The 23,636-nt window shown below is 60.7% G+C and carries 21 protein-coding genes; 9 read left to right on the top strand and 12 right to left on the bottom strand.

What is annotated here, in order from left to right; translation table 11 throughout:
- Positions 1–11: 11 nt before the first annotated feature.
- The 7 genes from pcaG to pcaR all read right to left on the bottom strand — a co-directional run bounded on the left by pcaG (position 12) and on the right by pcaR (position 6,661).
- Positions 12–578: a protocatechuate 3,4-dioxygenase subunit alpha gene (pcaG, locus tag CI807_RS13730; RefSeq protein ID WP_095015019.1), complete on the bottom strand. Its 567-nt coding sequence runs from the start codon at positions 576–578 to the stop codon at positions 12–14.
- Between the two features lies 1 nt (position 579).
- The gene (gene pcaH, locus CI807_RS13725; protein ID WP_016975086.1) at positions 580–1,284 is read right to left on the bottom strand and encodes a protocatechuate 3,4-dioxygenase subunit beta; all 705 of its coding nucleotides are present in this window, start codon (positions 1,282–1,284) and stop codon (positions 580–582) included.
- Positions 1,285–1,301: 17 nt separating this feature from the next.
- Entirely contained in the window at positions 1,302–2,504 is a 1,203-nt protein-coding gene (pcaF, locus tag CI807_RS13720) for a 3-oxoadipyl-CoA thiolase (protein WP_177409628.1), read from the bottom strand.
- Positions 2,501–3,280: a CoA-transferase subunit beta gene (locus CI807_RS13715; protein ID WP_095015017.1), complete on the bottom strand. Its 780-nt coding sequence runs from the start codon at positions 3,278–3,280 to the stop codon at positions 2,501–2,503. Before CI807_RS13715 ends, pcaF begins: the two co-directional genes overlap by 4 nt.
- Positions 3,280–4,137, bottom strand: a complete 858-nt coding sequence (locus CI807_RS13710; protein WP_010212331.1) for a CoA transferase subunit A — start codon at positions 4,135–4,137, stop codon at positions 3,280–3,282. The genes CI807_RS13715 and CI807_RS13710 overlap by 1 nt, the downstream gene beginning before the upstream one ends.
- 195 nt (positions 4,138–4,332) lie before the next feature.
- Positions 4,333–5,673, bottom strand: a complete 1,341-nt coding sequence (locus tag CI807_RS13705; protein ID WP_095015016.1) for an MFS transporter — start codon at positions 5,671–5,673, stop codon at positions 4,333–4,335.
- A gap of 145 nt (positions 5,674–5,818) precedes the next feature.
- Entirely contained in the window at positions 5,819–6,661 is an 843-nt protein-coding gene (pcaR, locus tag CI807_RS13700) for a pca regulon transcriptional regulator PcaR (RefSeq protein WP_028619267.1), read from the bottom strand.
- Between the two features lie 561 nt (positions 6,662–7,222).
- Here pcaR and CI807_RS13695 point away from each other — a divergent pair.
- A complete protein-coding gene (locus tag CI807_RS13695; RefSeq protein WP_003189295.1) occupies positions 7,223–7,423 on the top strand; it encodes a hypothetical protein in 201 nt (66 codons plus the stop codon).
- Between the two features lie 314 nt (positions 7,424–7,737).
- Complete coding sequence (locus tag CI807_RS13690) at positions 7,738–9,213, top strand: inorganic phosphate transporter (protein WP_016975081.1); 1,476 nt, start codon at positions 7,738–7,740, stop codon at positions 9,211–9,213.
- A gap of 152 nt (positions 9,214–9,365) precedes the next feature.
- Here the strand turns inward: CI807_RS13690 and ccoM are convergent, their stop codons facing one another.
- Positions 9,366–9,482 carry a cytochrome c oxidase subunit CcoM gene (ccoM, locus tag CI807_RS32015; protein WP_003172387.1) on the bottom strand — a complete coding sequence of 39 codons (117 nt, stop codon included), beginning with the start codon at positions 9,480–9,482 and terminating at the stop codon, positions 9,366–9,368.
- Between the two features lie 143 nt (positions 9,483–9,625).
- Positions 9,626–9,787, bottom strand: a complete 162-nt coding sequence (locus CI807_RS31420) for a hypothetical protein (protein ID WP_095015015.1) — start codon at positions 9,785–9,787, stop codon at positions 9,626–9,628.
- 132 nt (positions 9,788–9,919) lie between these two features.
- Here CI807_RS31420 and CI807_RS13680 point away from each other — a divergent pair, with 132 nt between their 5' ends.
- The 3 genes from CI807_RS13680 (at position 9,920) to CI807_RS13670 (ending at position 12,525) form a co-directional block, all read left to right on the top strand.
- Positions 9,920–10,786 carry a LysR substrate-binding domain-containing protein gene (locus CI807_RS13680; RefSeq protein WP_095015014.1) on the top strand — a complete coding sequence of 289 codons (867 nt, stop codon included), beginning with the start codon at positions 9,920–9,922 and terminating at the stop codon, positions 10,784–10,786.
- A gap of 90 nt (positions 10,787–10,876) precedes the next feature.
- Complete coding sequence (locus CI807_RS13675) at positions 10,877–11,347, top strand: RidA family protein (RefSeq protein WP_095015013.1); 471 nt, start codon at positions 10,877–10,879, stop codon at positions 11,345–11,347.
- Positions 11,344–12,525: an aminotransferase class V-fold PLP-dependent enzyme gene (locus CI807_RS13670; protein WP_095015012.1), complete on the top strand. Its 1,182-nt coding sequence runs from the start codon at positions 11,344–11,346 to the stop codon at positions 12,523–12,525. Before CI807_RS13675 ends, CI807_RS13670 begins: the two co-directional genes overlap by 4 nt.
- Here CI807_RS13670 and CI807_RS13665 read toward each other — a convergent pair.
- Positions 12,522–12,863: a hypothetical protein gene (locus CI807_RS13665; RefSeq protein ID WP_033902733.1), complete on the bottom strand. Its 342-nt coding sequence runs from the start codon at positions 12,861–12,863 to the stop codon at positions 12,522–12,524. The two genes, CI807_RS13670 and CI807_RS13665, sit on opposite strands and share 4 nt — an antisense overlap.
- Positions 12,864–13,082: 219 nt before the next feature.
- Here CI807_RS13665 and rapA point away from each other — a divergent pair, with 219 nt between their 5' ends.
- Positions 13,083–15,929 carry an RNA polymerase-associated protein RapA gene (rapA, locus tag CI807_RS13660; protein ID WP_095015011.1) on the top strand — a complete coding sequence of 949 codons (2,847 nt, stop codon included), beginning with the start codon at positions 13,083–13,085 and terminating at the stop codon, positions 15,927–15,929.
- A gap of 99 nt (positions 15,930–16,028) precedes the next feature.
- On the opposite strand, the gene CI807_RS13655 is transcribed toward rapA, so the two are convergent.
- Positions 16,029–17,375: an MFS transporter gene (locus CI807_RS13655; protein ID WP_095015010.1), complete on the bottom strand. Its 1,347-nt coding sequence runs from the start codon at positions 17,373–17,375 to the stop codon at positions 16,029–16,031.
- A 251-nt stretch (positions 17,376–17,626) separates the two neighbouring features.
- Here CI807_RS13655 and CI807_RS13645 point away from each other — a divergent pair, with 251 nt between their 5' ends.
- The 3 genes from CI807_RS13645 (at position 17,627) to CI807_RS13635 (ending at position 22,780) form a co-directional block, all read left to right on the top strand.
- Complete coding sequence (locus tag CI807_RS13645) at positions 17,627–17,992, top strand: YkgJ family cysteine cluster protein (RefSeq protein WP_095015008.1); 366 nt, start codon at positions 17,627–17,629, stop codon at positions 17,990–17,992.
- Positions 17,993–18,132: 140 nt separating this feature from the next.
- Positions 18,133–20,397 carry a bifunctional diguanylate cyclase/phosphodiesterase gene (locus CI807_RS13640; RefSeq protein WP_095015007.1) on the top strand — a complete coding sequence of 755 codons (2,265 nt, stop codon included), beginning with the start codon at positions 18,133–18,135 and terminating at the stop codon, positions 20,395–20,397.
- Between the two features lie 205 nt (positions 20,398–20,602).
- Entirely contained in the window at positions 20,603–22,780 is a 2,178-nt protein-coding gene (locus CI807_RS13635) for a hypothetical protein (RefSeq protein ID WP_095015006.1), read from the top strand.
- A 309-nt stretch (positions 22,781–23,089) separates the two neighbouring features.
- Here CI807_RS13635 and CI807_RS13630 read toward each other — a convergent pair whose 3' ends face one another.
- A complete protein-coding gene (locus tag CI807_RS13630) occupies positions 23,090–23,392 on the bottom strand; it encodes a DUF2288 domain-containing protein (protein ID WP_095015005.1) in 303 nt (100 codons plus the stop codon).
- Positions 23,393–23,636: the final 244 nt, after the last annotated feature.

Below are 23,636 nucleotides of genomic sequence, written 5' to 3'. Positions count from 1 at the left end.
TACAGGAAGCCTCAATAATCGAAGAACACCGTTTCCTTATCTGTGCCCTGCAAAATCACATTCCACTGATACACCCCGGCCGTATCCTGCTGAGCAATCAAGGTACTGCGACGCTCTGCAGGCACACACGCCAGCAACGGGTCATCCCCATTCAGCGCTTCGCCATCAAAATAAATCCGTGTCAGCAAGTGCTTCACCAAACCACGGGCAAACACCAGCACCACCAGGTGTGGCGCCTGGGTGGTGCCTTTCAGGCCAGGAACCGCCCCCGGCTTGATGGTGGTAAAGCGAAACCGCCCTTCGGCATCCACCGGCACCCGGCCGAAACCTTCGAAGTTCGGGTCGACGGCTTTGTCCTGCTCGTCTTCCGGGTGGTCATATTTACCGGCGGCATTGGCCTGCCAGACTTCAAGCATGGCGTCGTTGACGACATCGCCATTGCCATCCACCACTTGCCCGCTGATCGCCACACGTTCGCCGAGGGTGGCGCCCACGGTCAGGTCTTCGCGGTTCAGCCAGGTCAGGCCGATGTGGTAATACGGCCCGACGGTGTGGGACGTGGTCGCGTTGAGTGTCATCTCATTTCTCCATCGGCGTGGCGTCGCGGCCGCGCAGGACGATGTCCCAGCGGTAGCCGAGGGCATAGGAAGGAATGGTTTTTTCCAGGTCAAAGCTGGCGATCAAACGTTGCTTGGCCGAAGTGTCCGGCACGCAGTTGTAGATCGGGTCGTATTCCAGCAGCGGGTCGCCGGGGAAGTACATCTGCGTGACCAACCGCGTGAGCACGCTCGGGCCGAACAGCGAAAAGTGGATATGCGCCGGGCGCCACGCGTTGTGGTGGTTGCCCCACGGGTAGGCGCCAGGCTTGATGGTCTGGAACTGGTACCAGCCATCGGCGTCGGTGACGGTGCGGCCGGTACCGGTGAAGTTCGGGTCCAGCGGCGCGTCGTGCAGGTCGCGCTTGTGGTTGTAGCGACCGGCGGCGTTGGCTTGCCATATTTCCACCAGAATGCCCGGCACCGGCAAACCGTTTTCGTCGAGCACGCGGCCATGAATGATGATGCGTTCGCCCTGGGGCTCGCCTTCATGCTGGGCCGTGAGGTCGTTGTCCTTCTCGTTGACGCGCTCAGCGCCGATGGTCGGGCCGGTGATTTCCGACAAAGAATGGGGCAGGAACACCAACGGCTGGGACGGCGAACGCAGGTTCGTCGACTGGTAGGCCGGGTGCAGGTAATCAGGTTGAGTGCCCGCTTGCGGGCGCCGGTATCCAGGCTTGTCACTCATGGCGCAGTCCTCTCTTATTAGATGCGTTCAATCGCCAGGGCCAAGCCTTGGCCGACGCCCACGCACATGGTCGCCAGGCCTTTGCTGCCGCCGGTTTTTTCGAGTTGGTGCAGGGCCGTCAGCACCAGCCGCGCGCCGCTCATGCCCAGCGGGTGGCCGAGGGCGATGGCGCCGCCGTTCGGGTTGACCTGCGGCGCGTCGTCGGCAATGCCCAGTTCACGCAGCACGGCCAGGCCTTGGCTGGCGAAGGCCTCGTTGAGTTCGATCACATCGAAATCGGTCACGGCCAGGCCAAGACGCTCCACCAGCTTGCGCACGGCCGGCACCGGGCCAATGCCCATCACACGCGGCGCGACACCGGCGCTGGCCATGCCCAACACGCGGGCGCGGGCGGTCAGGCCATGCTTTTTGACGGCTTCGGCTGAGGCCAGGATCAACGCGGCGGCGCCGTCGTTAACACCCGAGGCGTTGCCGGCAGTGACCGTTTTGTCTGGGCCGTTCACGGGCTTGAGCTTCGTCAGGGCTTCCAGCGTGGTGTCCCGTGGATGTTCATCGTGTTCCACCAGCGTTTCGCCTTTTTTATGGGCGACGCGTACGGGCACGATTTCTTCAGCGAAGTACCCGGCGGCTTGGGCAGCAGCGGTACGTTGCTGGCTGCGCAGGGCAAAAGCGTCCTGGTCGGCGCGGGACACCTTGTAGTCGTCGGCCACATTGTCGGCCGTCTGCGGCATTGCATCCACGCCGTACTGGGCCTTCATCAACGGGTTGATAAAGCGCCAGCCGATGGTGGTGTCTTCAAGCTTCATGTTGCGCGAGAACGCCGCGTCGGCCTTGCCCATCACGAAGGGCGCGCGGGACATCGACTCGACGCCACCGGCAATCGCCAGCTCCATTTCACCACTGGCAATCGCGCGGAAGGCGGTGCCGATGGCGTCCATGCCCGAGGCGCACAAGCGGTTGAGGGTCACGCCTGGAATGCTCTCTGGCAGGCCCGCCAGCAACAACGCCATGCGCGCCACGTTGCGGTTGTCTTCACCGGCCTGGTTGGCGCAGCCGAGGAACACTTCATCGACGGCAGTCCAATCCACCGAAGGGTTGCGCTCGATCAGCGCCTTGATCGGCAGCGCTGCCAGGTCATCCGCACGAACGGTGGACAATCCCCCGCCGAAACGGCCGATGGGGGTACGGATGGCATCACAGATAAATACGTCGTGCATCAGGCTTCTCCAGGCGCTTGGCCATGGGCGGCCGCGGTACGTGCTTCAAGGTCACGCAGGGCGGTCAGCTCCACATCAGTCGGTTCGGCGGTGGTGTCGACCTGGTCAGCAAAACGAATTGCCCAGCCGGTGGCGGCCACCACCTGCTCACGGGTCACCCCAGGGTGTAGCGCGGTGACCACGAACTCATGGGTGCCCGCTTCCGGCTCCATGATGCACAGGTCAGTAATAATCCCTACAGGACCGGCGCCCGGCAGCCCCAGGCGTTGACGCGAGTCGCCGCCTTCGCCATGACCGACCGAGGTGATGAAGTCGAGCTTGTCGACAAACGAACGCGCCGACTGCTTGAGGATGATCAGCACGCTCTTGGCCGAACCGGCAATTTCCGGCGCGCCACCGGCACCCGGCAGGCGCACTTTAGGCTGGTGGTAATCACCGACCACGGTGGTGTTGATGTTGCCGAAACGGTCGACCTGGGCTGCGCCGAGGAAGCCCACATCGATGCGCCCGCCTTGCAGCCAATAGCGAAAGATTTCACCGGTCGGCACGACGGTGTCGGCGGTTTCCGCCAGTTCGCCATCACCGATGGACAGCGGCAATACCGACGGTTTGGCGCCAATCGGACCGGATTCGTAGATCAGCACCACATCTGGCGACGAGGTCAGGCGCGCCAGGTTGGCCGCCTTGGACGGCAGGCCGATGCCGACGAAGCACACGGAGCCATTCTTGAGGCGGCGCGCGGCGGCGACGGTCATCATCTCATTGGTCGAGTAAGCCATTACTTGGCCTCCTGCGCGGTGGCCAGTTTGGCCTGGAATTCGGTGAAGTCGGCAGTGCCGTGGATGTATTCGTTGATCCAGGCTGTAAAAGTCCCACGGTCGCGGGCGATCGGGTCCCACGCCTGGTAGAAGCGGTTATCGCGCTCGTTGTAGCCATGGGCGTAGGACGGGTGTGCGCCACCTGGCACATGACACACCGCCGTCAGTGCCCAGGTCGGCAATACGCAACTGTTCATCGGCGCATTCAGGTCATCGACGATTTCTTCGACGGTGACGATGCAACGCTTGGCCGCCAGAGCCGCCTCTTTCTGCACACCGAGGATGCCCCACAACAAAACGTTGCCCTTGCGATCAGCCTTTTGCGCATGGATCACGGTGACGTCCGGACGCACCGACGGCACCGCCGCCAGCACTTCGCCAGTGAATGGGCAGGTCACGGTCTTGATCAGCGGGTTGACCTTGGGCAGGTCGGAACCGGCGTAGGCACGCAGCACCGCGAAGGGCAGGCCGGAGGCGCCGGCAACGTAGGCATTGGCCAGGTCGGCGTGGCTGTGTTCTTCGATTTCCAGCGGTTGCGGCCATTGCTTCTCGACCGCGTCGCGCAGGCGATGCAAGGAGCCCACACCCGGGTTGCCGCCCCAGGAGAAAATCAGCTTGCGGGCGCAACCGGCACCGATCAACTGGTCGTAGATCAGGTCAGGTGTCATACGCACCAGCGTCAGATCTTTCTTGCCCTGACGAATGATTTCATGACCCGCTGCCGTAGGGATCAGATGGGTGAAGCCTTCCAGTGCGACGGTGTCGCCGTCGTTCACAAATTGCTTCACCGCGTCACGCAGCGCGAGGATTTCAGCCATGGGGTTCGGGCTCCCGGTATGGATCGAAAAAGGCGCTGAGGTGGCGCCGAAGTGCTTGAAGATTAAGCCGGGGAAATGGGCCAAACAATCCGATAATCGACTCAGTGTTCGATTATCGAACGGATTGTTGTCTTGCTATTTATCTGGGGTACGACGCCCTGTAGGCGCCGGCTTGCCGGCTCCCACAAGGGCTTGTCAGGTAGCGTCGGCATGGCTGACCATGCCCTTGATCACCACGGCAGCCGTGGCCAATGCAGCCGGAATCACCAGGGCGGTGAGCACTTGTTCGAAGTTCCAGCCCAGGCCCAGCAAGGTCGCGCCCATCCAGGCACCGAGGATCGCGCCGAAGCGACCGATGCCGAGCATCCACGACACGCCGGTCGCGCGACCTTGGGTCGGATAGAAACGTGCAGCCAGTGAAGGCATTGCCGACTGCGCACCGTTGACGCACATCCCGGCCACCAGCACCAGGGTTGCCAGCAGCGTGATATTGCCCAGGCTCTGCCCTACCGCGTAGGCAAACACCCCGGCCAGCAGGTAGAAAATACCGATGACCTTGTGGGGATTGAACCGGTCCATCGCCCAGCCTACGCCCACTGCGCTCAACACACCGCCAAACTGGAACAACGCACCGATAAACGCGGCCTGTTCCAGGCTGGCGCCGCTGTCGCGCATCAGGGTCGGCAACCAACTGGTGAGCAGGTAGACGATCACCAGGCCCATGAAGTAGGTGAGCCAGAGCAGCAACGTGCCGGCGCTGTAGGTGCCGGAGAAGATCACCGCAAACACGTTGCGCGCCTTGACGGTTTTTTGCTCGGGCACGCTGAAATGGGTGGCTTGGGCGACGATGCTGGGTTCGATGGGCGAGAGGGTTTTGCGCACTTTGTCGGTGCCCCGGTTACGCACCACCAGGTAGCGTGCCGACTCCGGCAGCCACAGCATCAGCACCACTACCAGGATCAAGGGCAGGATGCCGCCGATCAGCAATAAGGCATGCCAGCCGAACGCCGGGATCAACTTGGCCGAGATAAACCCACCACCGGCCATGCCCAGGTTGAAGCCGCAGAACATGCTGGTCACCAGCAATGACTTGTGGCGTTCCGGGGTGTACTCGGACAGCAGCGTCGTGGCGTTCGGCATGCCGGCGCCCAGGCCCAACCCGGTGAGAAAACGCAGCACCAGCAATTGATCGACGTTGCTGCTGTAGGCGGACGCTAAGCTGAACGCGCCAAACACCAGCACCGCGCCCACCAGCACCACTTTACGGCCGAAGCGGTCAGCCAACGGGCCGGAACCCAGGGCGCCGAAGACCATGCCGATCAACGCGGCGCTCATCACCGGGCCGAGGCTGGCGCGGTCGATGCCCCAGTCCTGGGACAGCGCCGGTGCGATAAAGCCCATGGCGGCAGTGTCGAGGCCGTCGAGGAAAACAATCAGGAAACACAGGATCACCACGCGCCACTGATAACGGGACAGTGGCTGGGCGTTGATGAAGGACTGGACGTCCAACGTGGAACCGACAGAAGGCTGATTCATTGTTTTTATTTCCACACCGATGGCGGGCTGACGACCTGGGGTCGTCGTTATTATTGGGGCGCTTCAACAGCGCTGCCGCACAGTAATAAGTCGGAGGAAACACCGTCAATTGAGCAAACCGGGATCTGTGCGGTGACCGAACAGCTTAGGCGAACAGTTGCGCGCTCAACTCACGGCTGGCGCTGAGCATGCTCGGCAGGAAGCGCTGCTCCAGTTCACTGCGGCTGACGCGTCCGGCGTGGGTGCTGACGTTCAGCGCGGCCAGCACTTGGCCCGAGGCGTCATACACCGGCACCGCGATGGAACGCAGGCCCTGCTCCAACTCTTGGTCGACAATGCACCAGCCCTGCTGACGCACTTGTTGCAGGCATTCGAACAGCGCTGCGGGGGTGGTCAGGGTGCGGCTGGTCTTGGTCTGCAGGTCGGCGTGGTCGAGGTAGTCCTGCAGCGAGGCGTCATCCAGTGCGGCAAGCAGGATGCGGCCCATGGAGGTGCAATAGGCCGGCAAGCGCCCGCCCACCGACAGGTCCACGGAAATCAGGCGTTGGGTGGTGGCCGAACGGGCGATGTAGAGGATGTCGTCACCTTCGAGGGTGGCCATGTTGCAGGCTTCATGGAGCTGCTCGCTCATGCGGTCCAGATAGGGCTGGGCCGACACGGCCAACGGTGTGGACGACAAATAGGCATGGCCCAGGGTCAGCACTTTGGGCAGCAGCGAATAGGTGCGCCCGTCGGTGGTGGCGTAGCCGAGCTTGATCAAGGTGTGCAGGCAACGGCGCACGGCGGCGCGGGGGATTTCCGTGCGGTGGCTGATCTGGGCGATGGTGAGGTGGCGCTTGCGTTCCTGGAACGCCTGTACCACGGCCAGGCCACGGGCCAGGGACGTCATGAAGTCCGGATCACCGGTAAACGCCTGGATACGCTTGGCCGGAGAGGCAACGATCGGCGGCGCCACTGACGCGAAAGAGTTGCGCAATTGATCGTTCATGTCAGGGATCCTTTCTCTTATTGTCGACCGCAGGGGAGGTTCGGCTGCTATTACAAGCCGCGTCAGCCGGGATGCACAAGGCAGCGCCGAGAACATCGTGCGATTATCGGACGATCATTCGATTATCGCAATTTGCGAGCGACCTAGGCCGAGTCGACCTGAAGCGCTGAGTAAAAATAGGTGACGCTTAATAACGCCTGAAGTTGGACTGAGTTAATGACGCCAGAAATTTGTGCAATTACCGACACGCCTGTGTAACAAAACGCTCACACAAAGTTGACGGTTTTTAACTTTATGCTGATAGTGTTATTCAGAGGCACGGCTATAATGCATTCTATGCGCGGGTCCGCCCGGCTCGATCAGCGGGACAGGAACTCGTCAGGTGATGCACCTACCGTGCATTGCCGATCGCAACTACCTGCCTCGAATGCACCACTAACAAGTGGCCGCTCGTACCTATTCCAAACTTGAACGTTTCTGCGCTTCAACTTGGAACACGCCGAGGGCGCATTCCGGCATAACGCTGCAACGTATTAACACTCAACTCAATTAGGTAACGATGTGACGAAAGATGAACTGCGCGCGGAACTTGAGCGCCAGGAGCAACGTTACAAGGACGTTTACGGCGGGGAAGTGACCACCTACGCCGCCCAGCCAGAACCTGAACGCAAACCATGGCGCAAGCGAGCCAGCCTGCTCGACCAGGCATTTGCCCAGGAAATCCAAAAGATTGAACAAGAGCTGAAAACCGAAGAGCCATAAGCGATCCGGTTTGAACCCCAAGGTTTTTGCCTCGGCTGCTGGCACATAGCTAGCAGCCGGCAACCTTGAATCCCACCACCACCAGTAAAATTTCATACAAATGTTTCAGGCGTGACGTTTTTGTGACAAAACCCCGCTCTGCGGCCCCTCTGCTTTATAAATCAAAGACTTGCCAAAGCCCCGAAAACCCTGGGATGCACGCCTTTCCCGGTATTTTTTTCGGTGAAGATTGTTACCGATGAGCAGCTAGTGCATCGATTACTGAGGTTTTCTGGCATAATCGCGCCCCCTTACGACCGGGTCAGAAAACCTTCATGATCGATTTATTCAGCGGACTGGATGCTTGGGTTCTCGTGAGCCTGTTGCTCGCCCTGGCCTTTGTCCTCGCCTTCGAGTTCATCAATGGCTTTCATGACACCGCTAACGCGGTGGCCACAGTCATCTATACCAAAGCCATGCCGCCGCACCTGGCCGTGTTCTTCTCCGGGGTGTTCAACTTCCTCGGCGTGTTGCTCGGTGGTGTCGGTGTCGCCTACGCCATCGTGCACTTGCTGCCGGTGGAGTTGCTGATCAATGTGAACACCGGCCATGGCTTGGCGATGGTCTTCTCTTTATTGGCAGCGGCGATCACCTGGAACCTGGGCACCTGGTACTTCGGTATCCCGGCTTCCAGTTCCCACACCCTGATCGGCTCGATCCTCGGTGTCGGCCTGGCCAATGCCTTGATCAACGACATCCCCCTGGCTGACGGTGTGAACTGGCAGAAAGCGGTGGATATCGGCGCTTCCCTGGTGTTCTCGCCGATGGCCGGCTTCCTGGTCGCAGCCCTGGTGCTGATCGGCCTGAAGTGGTGGCGCCCACTGTCGAAGATGCACAAGACCCCGGACCAGCGCCGCAAGCTCGACGACAAGAAACACCCGCCGTTCTGGAACCGCCTGGTGCTGGTGATTTCCGCCATGGCCGTGAGTTTCGTGCACGGTTCCAACGACGGCCAGAAAGGCATCGGCCTGATCATGCTCGTGCTGATCGGTATCGTGCCGGCGCAGTTCGTGCTCGACCTGGGCAGTACCACTTACCAGATCGAACGTACCCGCGATGCAACCGTGCATTTGAGCCAGTTCTACCAGCGTAACAACGCCACGCTCGGTGAGTTCCTGGCCCTGGGTAAGAGCGTGAAGAACGATCTGCCAGGCAAGTTCCAGTGCAACCCACAGCAGACCGAGCCGACCATCAACGCGCTGGTCGACACCTTGAAAGGCGTGTCCGACTATCATTCGCTGACTTCTGACCAGCGTATTGAAGTGCGTCGCTATTTGCTCTGCCTGGATGACACCGCGAAAAAGGTCGGCAAGTTGCCAGGCCTGGATGCGCGTGAGAAGTCCGACCTCGACAAGCTGCGCAAAGACCTGACCGCCACCACGGAGTACGCCCCGTTCTGGGTGATTCTCGCCGTTGCACTGGCCTTGGGCCTGGGCACCATGGTGGGCTGGAAGCGCGTGGTATTGACCATCGGCGAGAAGATCGGCAAGCAAGGCATGACCTATGCCCAGGGCATGTCGGCACAGATCACCACCGCGACCATGATTGGCTTTGCCAACATCTTCGCGCTGCCGGTGTCGACCACCCACGTGCTGTCTTCCGGCGTGGCCGGCACCATGGTCGCGAACAAAAGCGGCCTTCAAGGCGGCACCGTGAAAACCATCCTGATGGCCTGGGTGCTGACCCTGCCGGCGACGGTAGGCTTGTCGGCCGGGTTGTTCTGGTTGGCGTCGAAGGCGCTGGGCAGTTGATACCCCAGCCGCAATAAAAAAGGTGCGATCCGCGTGGATCGCACCTTTTTTTATGTTCGTATTTCTGTAGAAGCCGACTCAAATAACAGGCAAAAAAAAGGGCGACCGAAGTCGCCCAAAATGCCTTGCGTGCTCATGCAACCTGGAAAAACCTATGGTTTTTTACGCTTATTCGCGTCTTTCCAGATAAAAATTCCAAACCCTACAAAAAACAGCACCATGAGGCTTACAGTCAGCACTCCGGCAAACACCACATTATCGATAAACATGACCGGCCTCCTGTGCTTGCCCTGTTGCGATAGGGCTAAGTTAATGGAGAAGGCGAATTGGAAAATTGACGGGGATCAATGTCGCCCGCGACGGGGCGTAAAGAAGGGCAATAACTGACCTGCATCAAGGGATGCAGGTTGTTTCAACGCTTTTTCGGTTTGTTCTTCGGCTTTTTCTTCACTTTGCCGAGTGGCATCGCGTGTTCAAATGCCTGGCGCACTTCATTCAGGCGCTTGTCATTGAGGTCATGCACACGCTTGGCGCGTTCGGCATTCAGGTCGATCAGCTTGTCGTCTTCACTCATGGCTTGGCTTACGTCGTGGAAGGGAATGGCTCAATAATGCGGCCTCCCCCGCTCAACGGCAAATCAGCGGGCGACAAAAGGCAGGGCATCGCACAAAATCGAGGCCTTTCCCGAACCCGGAGACGCTCTCAAGTGGCACTGCATAAGGACCTTCCGCCATTGCTGGCACTGCGTGCCTTCGAAGCCGTGGCGCGGCATTTGAGTTTTATCAAAGCGGCGAATGAGTTGTCAGTAACCCAAAGCGCCCTGAGTCATCAGGTGCAGAAACTTGAGCAACACCTGGGCAAACCTCTGTTTATCCGACGCACCCGCGCGATCGATCTGACCGTCGACGGCCAACAGTACTACGACGAAATCCGCCCCGCCCTCGATGCCATCGCCGCTGCCACTCGCGCCCAGCGGGTTGCCCCCAGCGCCACCGTATTACGCATCGGTTTACTGGCGTCCTTTGCCACGCTGTGGCTGGCACCGCGCCTGGCTGGGTTTCTAAACCGCTACCCGCATATCCAGGTGGAGTTGTTGCCGGCGATCCAGTTGGCGAATGTCACGGGCGCCGAGGTCGACCTGGCCATCCGCTACGGCAAGGGTGATTGGCCCGATGTCCAGGCCACGCGACTCATGCCCGAGATCATCTCCCCGGTGTGCAGCCCGTCGCTCAAGGCACGCCAGGACAGCCCGTTGCTGATGGCCACTTCGCACCGCCCCTTTGAATGGACCGACTGGTCCGCGCACTACCAGGTCGACCTTGCCCAGCATCCCCGCGTAATGCTGCACGACTACAACATCGTGGTCGAAGCCGCCGTGGCCGGACAAGGCATCGCCATGGGCCGCCATCGCCTGATCGAGCGCCGATTACAGGACGGCAGCCTGGTGGAAGCGTTCGACTGGCCGCCCTATCACAGCGACATCGGCTACTGGCTCATCGCGCCCCCAGGCCCCGCCAACGAAGCCGCCATGTGCTTCAGCCAGTGGTTGAAGGAAGCTTGCGCCGACGCGTGAGTTTTTTTGATACGTCGCGTGAGATCTATCCGTTTGCCGCCCCTCGGTGCAAACAACATGCTGAAACCTCCCGACCCAAGAGGATTCACCATGAGCGACTCCATCCGCCAGCGCGTTCAAGCCCTTGGCCTCACGCTGCCTACCCCCACCCAGCCCATTGCCAACTACATCAACCACGTCATCAGCCAAAACCACCTCTTCGTTTCGGGACAAATTCCCCTGGTCGACGGTAAACCCGCCTACATCGGTCGCCTGGGCGAATCCCTCAGCGATGAGGAAGGCGCACAGGCGGCGCAATTGGCGGCTTTGGGCCTGCTGGGGCAATTGAGCAATGCCTTGAGTGATGACCTGTCGCGCCTGGTGCGCACCGTGCGCCTGGGTGTATTCATCGCCAGCAGCGCCGATTTCAAGCAACAAAGCGTGGTCGCCAATGGCGCCTCCAACCTGCTGGTCAACGCCCTTGGCGAACAAGGCCGACATGTGCGCACCGCCGTGGGCGTCTCCAGCCTGCCGGCCGGCGTGGCCGTGGAGGTGGATGCCATTTTCGAGTTACGCCCGTGAGCCCGCTCGAAGTCCAGCAACTGCGGGACGACACGCCGGGCTGCCAATCCGGCATCGTACACTTCAACTCTGCCGGCGCATCCCTGCCCAGCCAGGCGACCCTCGACGCAATCATCGAGCAACTGCAACGCGAAGCTCGCGACGGCCCGATGGAAGCCGGCGAACATGGCGCGGTGCTGGTGGAAAAAGCCCGCCGTGCCGCCGCGCAACTGCTCAATGCCCCCGCTGCCTCGATTGCCTTTGCCAGCAGCGGCTCGACGGCCTGGAGCCTGGCGTTCCAGGCCTTGGCGCCTTGGCAACCGGGCGATCGCATTCTGGTGGGCCGCCACGAATGGGGCGGCAACCTGGCCAGCATGGAGCTGGCAGTGCACGCCGGTGCACGGGTAGAAATTATCCCCTGCGACGAAACCGGCGCCGTCTGCCCGCTGGCGCTGGAATCGATGATCGATGCACACGTCAAGCTGATCGACCTCACCTGGCTACCGGCCAATGGCGGCCTGATCAACCCCGCCCAGGCCATCGGTGAAGTGGCGAGGCGGCATGCCATCCCCTACTTCATCGACGCCGGCCAAGCTGTCGGCCAGGTGCCCGTGGATGTGCAAGCGTTGCAGTGCGACGTGCTCAAGTCGGCCGGCCGCAAACACCTGCGTGGCCCACGCGGCACCGCGCTGTTGTATGTGCGACCGGACTTTCTTGAGCGCTTGAACCCGGCCCAGCGCGACGTGTTTTCAGCGCCATGGACCGCCCAGGGTTTCGATCTGCGCAATGACGCCCGGCGCTTCGAAACCAGCGAGACCTCCTTCGCCTTGCTCGCAGGCCTAGGCAATGCGCTACAGGAGATGAATCGTCTGGGCATCGAGCGCGTCTGGGAAAGGGTGTCGCAAACCGCCGGGCGAATCCGCGACGAATTGCGTGGGATGGCGGGCATTACCCTGCATGACCTGGGCACGCGGCAATCAGGCTTGATCGCCTTCAACCTGGCAGGCTGGGATGCATTCGAACTGAAGCGGCGCCTGGGCCTGAAACGCATCAATATCGGCGCCAACGGCGTGGCCTACACGCCATTGGATATGCAGGCACGGGGCCTGGAAAGCGTGGCGCGGATCTCGGTCAGCCCACTCAATACCGAACAGGATATCGAGTTGCTGATCGCCGCCCTGCGCGCGTTGCGCGACTAAACCTCGACGTCCACCCACAAGCCCTGGCGCGGGGCATCTTCGATCAGCGGCACCACCGGCACGGTGTTGTCGGCGTTGAGTATGTCGCCCGGAATGGCCAGGTGCTGCTCCGGGTCTTCATCGGCTTCACGCCGGCGTTTCTGTTGCTCCTGCTGGCGGCGCTGTTCTTCGCGCAGCAAAAAGGCCGACGTCTCGGCGTCGCCTTTTTTCAGGTCGATGGTGCTCTCGTTGGAGCCCGGCTGAACTGGCACCACGGGCGGGATATCCGGCTTCTGTCGCACCGGATCGAGTTGTGACGTCACCGGCACAACGCTGACGGGCAGCATGGGTGGCAGCATAGTGATTATTCTCCTGATCAACAGGCTGTCGGCGGGTGACAGGGCGACTTGAGCACAGGGTTGCCAACCTGTGACCCAGTCGACACTCCCAAGTGCCCGCCACCCGTCGATTCGGCTTCCGGCTTCCAGCGCAAACGGAGTAGTTTTTGTCAGAGTCCTTGGGCGTGGGGGCTTGTTCCGTTAAGATAGTCGGCTTTTTCACGGCGGGAGTCAGGCAGCATGGCGCAGCAGTATCAACCGGGGCAACGCTGGATTAGTGACAGCGAAGCAGAGCTGGGGTTAGGCACCGTTCTGGCACAGGACGGGCGCTTGTTGACCGTGCTCTATCCGGCCACTGGCGACACCCGCCAGTATGCGCTACGGAATGCGCCCCTCACTCGCGTGAGGTTTTCGCCGGGTGACAGCATCACCCACTTCGAAGGCTGGAAAATGACCGTACAGGAAGTCGACGACGTCGACGGCCTGCTGGTGTACCACGGCCTCAATGGGCAGAACGAGCAGGTCACCCTGCCGGAAACCCAACTGTCCAATTTCATCCAGTTCCGCCTGGCCAGCGACCGCCTGTTCGCCGGGCAGATCGACCCGCTGGCCTGGTTCTCGCTGCGCTACCACACCCTGGAACACACCAGCCGCCAATTGCAGTCCTCGCTGTGGGGCCTGGGCGGCGTGCGTGCGCAACCTATTGCTCACCAGTTACACATTGCCCGTGAAGTCGCTGACCGTATCGCGCCACGGGTCTTGCTGGCCGACGAAGTGGGCCTGGGTAAAACCATCGAAGCCGGTCTGGTGATCCATCGCCAACTGCTGTCGGGCCGCGCCAACCGCGTGCTGATCCTGGTGCCGGAAAACCTGCAGCACCAATGGCTGGTGGAAATGCGCCGCCGCTTCAACCTGCAGGTGGCGCTGTTCGACGAAGAGCGCTTCATCGAAAGTGATGCCACCAACCCGTTCGAAGACACCCAGCTTGCGCTGGTCGCCCTGGAATGGCTGGTGGACGACGAAAAGGCCCAGGACGCACTGTTCGCTGCCGGCTGGGACTTGCTGGTGGTCGACGAAGCCCACCACCTGGTCTGGCACGAAGAAAAGGCCAGCCCGGAATACGCACTGGTCGAGCAACTGGCTGAAGTGATTCCTGGCGTATTGCTGCTGACCGCCACCCCCGAGCAATTGGGCCAGGACAGTCACTTCGCACGCCTGCGCCTGCTCGACCCAAACCGTTTCCACGACCTGCAAGCCTTCCGCGCCGAGAGCGAGAACTATCGCCCGGTCGCCGAAGCCGTGCAGGAGCTGCTCGACAAGGGGCGTCTCTCCCCGGCCGCGCACAAGACCATTCAGGGTTTCCTCGGTAACGAAGGTGAAGCCCTGCTGACCGCCGTCAACGATGGCGACACCGAAGCCAGCGCACGCCTGGTGCGTGAGCTGCTCGACCGTCACGGCACTGGCCGCGTGCTGTTCCGCAACACGCGCGCCGCCGTGCAAGGTTTCCCGGAGCGCAAGCTGCACGCCTACCCGCTGCCAAACCCGGACGAATACCTCGAGTTGCCGCTGGGCGAACACGCCGAGTTGTACCCGGAAGTCAGCTTCCAGTCGCAACCGGACATCGAAGAAGAAAACCGCTGGTGGCGCTTCGATCCGCGCGTCGAGTGGCTGATCGACCAGCTCAAAATGCTCAAGCGCACCAAGGTCCTGGTGATCTGCGCCCACGCCGAAACCGCGATGGACCTGGAAGACGCCTTGCGCGTGCGCTCCGGTATTCCGGCCACGGTGTTCCACGAAGGCATGAACATCCTCGAACGTGACCGCGCCGCTGCCTACTTTGCCGATGAAGAATTCGGCGCCCAAGTGCTGATCTGCTCGGAAATCGGCAGTGAAGGCCGCAACTTCCAGTTCTCCCACCACTTGGTGCTGTTCGATCTGCCGTCCCACCCCGATTTGCTGGAACAGCGCATCGGCCGTCTGGACCGGATCGGCCAGAAACACGTGATCGAACTGCACGTGCCGTACCTGGAAACCAGCCCGCAAGAGCGTCTGTTCCAGTGGTACCACGAAGCGCTCAACGCCTTCCTCAACACCTGCCCGACCGGCAACGCCCTGCAGCATCAGTTCGGCCCACGCCTGCTGCCGCTGCTGGAGAACGCCGACGACGGCGAGTGGCAAGCCCTGATCGACGAGGCCCGTGCCGAGCGCGAGCGTCTTGAAGAAGAGCTGCACACTGGTCGCGACCGCCTGCTGGAACTCAACTCCGGCGGCGCCGGCGAAGGTGATGCGCTGGTCGAGGACATCCTGGAGCAAGACGACCAGTTCGCCCTGCCGATCTACATGGAAACCCTGTTCGACGCCTTTGGCATCGACAGCGAAGACCATTCGGAAAACGCGCTGATCCTCAAGCCCAGCGAAAAGATGCTCGACGCCAGCTTCCCCCTGGGTGACGACGAAGGTGTGACCATCACCTACGACCGCAACCAGGCGCTGTCGCGCGAAGACATGCAGTTCATCACCTGGGAACACCCGATGGTGCAGGGCGGCATGGACCTGGTGCTGTCCGGTTCCATGGGCAACACCGCCGTGGCGCTGATCAAGAACAAGGCGCTGAAGCCTGGCACCGTGTTGCTGGAACTGCTCTACGTCAGCGAAGTGGTCGCCCCGCGCTCGCTGCAACTGGGCCGCTACCTGCCGCCGGCCGCCCTGCGCTGCTTGCTGGATGCCAATGGCAACGACCTGTCGAGCCGCGTGTCATTCGTGACCCTCAACGACCAGTTGGAAAGCGTGCCGAGGGCCAGCGCCAACAAGTTCATCCAGGCCCAACGCGACCAGTTGACGCCACGGATCAACGCCGGTGAAGAGAAGATCACCCCACAACATGCCGAGCGCGTGGCCGAGGCCAAGCGTCGCCTGGCGGCGGACACCGACGAAGAACTGGCGCGCCTGACCGCGTTGCAAGCGGTCAACCCGACCGTGCGTGACAGTGAGCTGGTCGCCCTGCGCACCCAACGTGAGCAAGGCTTGGCCATGCTGGATAAGGCGGCGCTGCGACTGGAAGCGATTCGGGTGTTGGTCGCGGGCTAATCGCCGTCATCAAAGGCCCCATCGCCGGCAAGCCGGCTCCTACAGGTATACACAATCTCTTGTAGGAGCCGGCTTGCCGGCGATGGCGTCACCTCGGTTTCAAGCTGTTGCCCCCGCAGCCGGCACCTCTACCCCGCTCAACCCCTCCTTCATCTTCTTGGCATCGCGCACAAAGCTGCGCGACGCTTGGAACAGAAACAGCATGGTCAAGAACAGCGCCACCGGGATCAGGTACATGGCGTCATGCAACCCCACCGCTTTATAAGCTTCGGTCATCTGTTCCGCCCCCGCCGCATACATCGCCGAGTGCGCGAAATGATCGGAAAGCCCGCCCACCACGATCGGCCCCATCCCACCGCCCAGCAAATACAGCCCGGCAAAAAACAGCGCCATGGCCGTGGCCCGCAGGCGCGGCTCGACCACGTCCTGAATCGCCGTGTACACGCAGGTGTAGAAGTTATAGGCAAACAACCAACCCACGCTGAACAGCGCCACGAACACGCCAATCTCGATGCGCCCGGCGTGCAACGCCCAAGCGGTGGTCACGGTGGAGATAATCAGGCTGAACGCGGCGAACAACAGGCGACCATTGGCAACACGCTGGTGGATCTTGTCAGCGACCCAGCCGCCTAGCGTCAGGCCCACCAGGCCGGTCAGACCGACGATCACACCCGTGGCAACGGCGGCTTCCTGCAACGGCATCAGGAAATAACGCTGCAGCATCGGCACCAGGAACGAGTTGCAGGCATAGGTCGCAAAGTTGAAGCACAACCCGGCCAGCACCAGCCACAGGAAGGTCGGCACCGCCAGAACGCGGCGGATCGGGCGGTCGACGCGTTCCTGGGAGACTTGCACGGTTTCGGCGGCGCCGCGCTTGGGCTCCTTGATATAGAACATGAACACCGCCAGGATCATCCCCGGTACCGCCGCGATAAAGAACGGCGCGCGCCAACTGTCGAACGCCTTGACCATCCAGCCGATGGTGAAGAACGCCAGCAACAGCCCCAACGGCAGGCCCAGCATGAAAATGCCCATCGCCCGCGCGCGACGGTGCGCCGGGAACAGGTCGCCAATCAGCGAGTTGGCCGCCGGCGCATAACTGGCTTCGCCAATGCCAATGCCCATGCGCACCAGCAAAAACGTCCAGAAACTGCCGACCATGCCATTGACCGCCGTCAGCCCGCTCCAGGCGAACAGGCCCCAGCCCATCAGTTTGCTGCGTGAACCGGTGTCGGCCAGGCGCCCGAGGGGCAAGCCGGCAATGGCGTAGACGATGGTGAACGCGGTACCGATGATGCCGAGCTGGAAGTCGCTCAGGTGCCATTCCATGCGGATTGGCTCAATGATGATCGCCGGAATCGTGCGATCGAAGAAGTTGAACAGGTTGGCCAGGAACAGCAGGAACAGAATGCGCCAGGCATTCGCCGCTTGGGTCGAGTTCTGCATGGGTCCGTCTCTTTTATTGTTATGAGAGCTGCGATGCCCGATGCATCCTGCCCGGTACCTGCAACATAGTCAGACGGCACCCGGTTGTCTGTAATGATTCGTAAAGCTGATAGGGCATGATTTCGCCCGGCAGCACGGGACTTCGCCTACAAAAATATAAGTGCCTGCCCCCCTTCCCAACGACCATGGCCCGGATAGAATGGCGAGCCTTCCGTAACACCCCACTCCTACTTTTCTTATCGATGACGCCCATGTCCGAAGCCAGTCCGTGTCTGAATTGCGGTGCCTGCTGTTCACACTTTCGTGTGTCTTTCTTCTGGGGAGAGTGCGCCTCGTCGGGGGGCACGGTGCCCGATGACCTGGTGGTACAGATCAACCCCACCCGCGTGGCGATGATCGGCACCGACCAGAAACCGGCGCGCTGCTGCAGCCTTGAAGGAGACGTAGGCCAAGGCACCCGCTGCACGATTTACGATCAGCGCTCCAGCGTGTGCCGCGAATTCGAGTCCTCCTGGTATGAGGGCGTGCACAACGCCGATTGCGATGCAGCCCGTGCCGCGTTTGGCCTGGCGCCGCTGGAAGCACCGTTCGAACTGGACCTGCCCATCAGCGCTTAGCATCAAACGCTATGGGTGGCATGCCAAAATCGTAGACAAGCAAAGTGCCATTACTCCTTGGCGAATTCTCCTACACGTCTACACTCGTCCCCATAGGTCATCGCCGTAGGCAGTGACGTGACGCTATGACGGGACATGCTATGGAATGGCTGGGTCTGCATTTTTTTACCGAGCTTCCAGAGAGCGGGCACTTATTACTCAATTGCAGTCATAACCCCTTCCTGGTACTGCTCGCCTATCTGGTCGCGTGCGCGGCGGGTTTCGGCACGCTGGACATGGCCGAACGCGTCGGCCATGTCGAAGACCCTACCGCGCAGCGCCATTGGCGCTGGCTCGGTGCTGGTTGCCTGGCAGGCGGGATCTGGTCGACCCATTTCATCAGCATGCTGGCCTTCCAGGCCCCGATTGCGATCCATTACGAACTGTTCATGACGTTCGCGTCCTTGCTGATCGCGCTGATCGCGTCGTTGATTGCCATGCAAACCCTCAGTCACCCCCACTTGCGCTTCCACCAGTATTTGCTGGCGTCGGTCTGGATGGGCATCGGCATCGCCTTGATGCATTACGTCGGCATGTCGGCCATGCGCTCCCAGGCCCAGGTGTATTTCGAAACGCGGCTGTTCCTGGCCTCGATCGGCATTGCCATCGGTGCCAGCCTGGCGGCCTTGCTGCTGTCGAGTTACCTGCGCAACGGCGCCGGGGTGTTCCACCAGTTGCTCAAATATGCCGCCAGCCTGGTGCTCGGCGCCGGCATCCTGAGCATGCACTTCACCGGCATGGCCGCTATGCGCCTGATGGTGCCGACCGGGGCGGACCTGTCGTTGCCACTGGACAACAACCCGATTCAACTGGGTCTGTCGGTGGCCGTCATCACGCTGCTGGTGATCGGCAGCAGCATCAGCGCGGCACTGGCCGACAAGAAGCTGCAGCACAAGGAACGTGACCTGCGCCGGGTCAATGCGCTGCTCAGCGAACTGGACCAGGCCCGCGCCTCGCTGCAACAGGTGGCCCACTACGACGCCTTGACCAGCCTGCTCAACCGCCGCGGCTTCAACCAGATCTTTGCGGAAAAGCTCGCCGAAAAAACTGCCTCCCACGGCATGATGGCGGTGATTTTCCTCGATATCGACCACTTCAAACGCATCAACGACAGCCTCGGGCATGACGCCGGCGACCAATTGCTCACCGTGCTGGCCGGGCACATCAAAGGCTCGGTGCGCAGCCACGCCGATGTGGTCGCGCGGTTTGGCGGCGATGAGTTCTGCATCCTGATCAGCATCCACCACCGTGACGAAGCCCGGCACCTGGCCCAGCGCATCATGCAACAGATGAAAGAACCCATCGAACTGGCCGGCCGGCGCATGGTGATGACCACCAGCATCGGCATCAGCCTGTTCCCCGATGATGGCCTGACCTGCGAAGAACTGCTGAAAACCGCCGACCTGGCGCTGTATCAATCCAAGGATGCCGGGCGCAACAGCCTGAACTTCTTCAGCTCCAACCTGAAAACCCGCGCCTTCCTCGAACTGCAACTGGAAGAAGAATTGCGCGGCGCCCTGCGCACCCGTAACCAACTGGTGCTGTTCTATCAACCGATCTTCGACATGAAACTGGGCAAGGTCACGCGGCTGGAAGCCCTGGTGCGCTGGCAACATCCACAGCACGGCTTACTGGCCCCGGACCGCTTTATCGGTATCGCCGAAAGCAACGGCCTGATTGCCGAATTGGACCACTGGGTACTGCGCCAAGCCTGTCATGACCTGAGCCTGTTGTCGGAACGGGGATACACCGACCTGACCATGGCCGTGAACTGCTCGGCCCTGAACCTGGCCCGCGATGAGTTGGCGGATGAAATCGAAGACGCGTTGCGCTTCAGTGGGATCGGCGCCAACCGCCTGGAGCTGGAAGTCACCGAAAACGCCCTGATGGGCAACATCAGCAGCACCTTGGCGTTGTTGCGGCAGATCCGCGCGCTGGGCGTGTCGCTGGCCATCGACGACTTTGGCACCGGCTACTCGTCCCTTGCTTACCTCAAGCGCTTGCCACTCAACACGCTGAAGATCGACCGCTCGTTTATCCAGGATATTCCCAAGTCCACTGCGGATATCGAGATCGTCCAGGCGGTGATCGGCATGGCCCACACCCTGCATTTGCAAGTGGTGACCGAAGGCGTCGAAACCCAGGCCCAGTTTGAGCTGCTGCACAAGCATGGCTGTGATTTCGTCCAGGGTTACCTGCTGAGCCCGGCGGTGCCGGCCAGCGACATCATCGGTGTGATGCAAGGCATCAACATGCGCAACCCCCTCCACTCACCGAGCGGAGTGCTCACCAAGGACAGCAACTCGCCGAAAGAGCCTTCTCCAAACCGAGGCGGCTCCACGTCCATCGTCAGGCCAATTCGCTGACGCCGAAACTTTGGCATTTAGCCATCATTTGCCTAAAGAACGCCGACGAACGGCCGATTCATCAGAGTCCGGCCAGGTTTTCCCCCGAAAACACTAGGGTTTAGCCCACTCGCCCAGGACAAGGACGCACTGTAAAGTCGCGAACTCCCATTCCGTGATGGCCCTTTGATACTTTTCAGCCATCCGCCCAGGCACATGGCGCACAATGACTTCTAAAAATAACTCTGCCACCGTGATATCCGACGTGTTGCTCCCAGCTCCTGCGGACAAGCCCTCAGGTTCAAAGTCATTGAGCAGCGCCCGCCCGCTGGCCACCCAGCAATACCTGTACTTCACCGAAACCAATACCGACCGCATCCTCGACAACCTCGACGGCCTGCGCGATATGGTGTTCCCGCGCCCGCCCCACCTGGAAGGCGACAACGACCCGCGCAACGAGCAGGAATTTCCCTCGGTCTGCCTGATCGGCCTCGGCCGCTGCGGTTCCAACATTGCGCTGGACGTGGCCGAGCTGGTGTACAACGCGCGCAAGTTCTACCTGAACGAATTCAGCAACGAAGACAAGTCGCAAGACAAGGGCTATAGCCCCGCCCAGTGGATCCGCAACAACCTGCGCCTGGGCGGCGGCAAGGCCAGCAAACCGGTGTTCCTGGTGGAACCGCTGGTGATGCTCGGCGACCTGGACAAAGACATCGCCGGGCGCATCCGTTTCTCGCGCAAGGGTGAAAAAAGTGGCTTTTTGCGCGACTACAGCAAGATGAAAATCATGGACCTGTCGGAAGTCCATGCCGGTGGTGCCGGTAACGCGCCGATCCTCGGCCAGTACCTGGCCAAGATCATCCTCAATAAAGACACCCAGCGTTTTTCCAGCCCTGACTGGAAGATGATCCATTCGTACCTGATCGACTCTTGCGGCATCAAAGCGAACCAGTCGCGCCTGTATTTCTCGATCTTCAGCGCCGGCGGCGGCACCGGCTCGGGCATGGCCTCGGAGTTCGGCCTGGCCCAGCAGCACTCGTACATGAACAAGACGTTCGACACCAAGCCCGCCGACGAGCACGACAGCAAAAGCGGCCATGCCTTCGTGTTCGAACCGATCTTCACCAGCGGCATTTGCGTGCTGCCGAACATCTCCGACCATCGCAGCGAAATGTCCGAGGCGCTGCACATCAACGCCGGACGACTGCTGTGCAAATACCTGTCGGAAGAATGGGATTTCTCGTACAACTTCGCCAATGAAGACAGCAGCGAAGCCAGCGTGAAGGGGCGTATCCGGCCGTGGAACGCGATGATGCTGATTTCCAACGACATCATGCGTTACGCCGAAGAAAGCGATGACGGCAATATCCAGAACATTGACGTCAATGCCATGGAAAAACACGCCAACCAATACATTTCCCAGCAGATCTTCAACATCCTCACCGCCCAGGCCGTGACCACCGACTACGACCAGAATTACTTCCGTCGTGCCGGGATCGATATCGGCGAAACCATCCGCCTGGATGCCAACGACCTGTTCATGAGCCTGGCCGGCCCGGTGGCGATTGCCTATGCAGAATCCGTGGTCCCGGAAACCCCGGCGCCGTCGAGTGACAAGTTCAAGGTGTTCGACAAAGAGCCGCAGCGCTTGAACATCGATGACCTGTTCTTCCGCTCCATCGACCTGCCGCACTTCAACAAGGTCACCCAGGCCATCGAAGGCATCAGCCTGCTGCCGATCGAGTCCAAGCGATACAAGGCCTCGCTGGAGCAGTACAAGAATTCGGGCTACGACGCAGCCGCGTTGCACGACCTGCACTTCTTCAAGAACTGTTCATCGGTGGTGTCGATTGTCTCGTTGCCCAAGGACTACAAGCTGTCCTACATGGACCTGAACCGGCTCAAGACCCACCTCAACAGCCTGTTTCCCAACACCACGCTCAAGCGCTATGCCCTGGTGATCGGTGCCTCGGCCAACTTGTCGCTGACCACCTTGATCGCCAAGAGCCCGTGCCTGTCGGACGACTTTCTTACGCTGATCGTGGCATTTATCAAACGCTGCTTTGCGCGCAACCCGTACCGCTTCGATGACACGCTGGACAACTCGATCCTGGATTTCATCATCCACGAGGACTTCGACGAGGACCGTATCGACGAGCTGCTCAACGAGTTCGAAAACCCGGCGAAGATCCTCGATACCAACTGGTACGCGATCAAGCCGATGTATGAGAAGAAGTACCGCGAGCTGATCAACGACAAAGACAAGTTCGTGTCGATCAATGACATTCGCTTGTCACGGGATTGCGTGAAGAAGTCGATCAAGTACCTGCGTGAGATCTACCGTCACCGCATCGGCAAGACCAAGGTTATTTCGTTGAATAACCACACGGGCAAGACCGCCTAGACCGAAGCGCCCTCTTCGCGAGCAAGCCCGCTCCCACACTTGACGGTGTGCATCCTGTAGGAATGCGGTCGAATGTGGGAGCGGGCTTGCTCGCGAAGGCAACAGCCCAGGCAACAGATATCTATAGCCCTGGCACACCTGGAAACAATTCCCCAGTGATTTCACCACCGCCCCAACTGTTCCCGTGACGCGCACGTCACCCTCGGCTGTGACCTTTCTCTACGGCAAGATGCCATCACCGCTTCAGCAGTTACTCCGCTACACACTTCTCTCGGCAAAAAACGCGCACCTTTTTCGTGCAGGTTTTTCTTACGCCGCCCTTTCCTGGATCAGAATCCATGGTGAAACCACCACCGCCCACAGGCTCGGGTCGCGCTCCACCAGGTCCAGCGCCCGCGTCGCAGACACTTCGCCCAGGCTGCCAGAGGCCAGCCAGGCAGCGACTTTGTCGCGGTTGTCCTCGGCCATTCCCTCGGCGGCTTCGATCAAATCCAGGCCGCCATCGACCCACAATAGGGCACCCTTGGCAAAGAACGGCTCAAGCTCCTTCCAGGATATTTCGGCGGTTTCACCGAGCAGCTTGGCATAGAGGGTGCTAGGTTCTTGCGTCATGGGAATTCACCTGAGTAAAAAAACGGCGCAATCATAACGTCGTGGCCCAGGTAGAAAAACCCAGTTGCAAATGAGTCACCGAGAGAAAGTGTCAGGAAAGCCAAGGATTGCCCGAAACTCTGGCATCACCCCGCCGCAATTCTGTCTTTTTCTTTCATTTAAGCGACATACCCGGGTTTTGCCCCCAGCAGCCAGCTTTTCAAGCGATCAACCGGCGCTCTACACTGTACCGGTACAGTTGCCA

It is taken from the genome of Pseudomonas sp. NS1(2017) (genome assembly GCF_002269425.1).
GTDB classification, from domain to species: Bacteria; Pseudomonadota; Gammaproteobacteria; order Pseudomonadales; family Pseudomonadaceae; genus Aquipseudomonas; species Aquipseudomonas reactans.
Note: the sequence above shows the minus strand (reverse complement) of the source record. Positions and strands in the feature narration are given on the sequence as shown.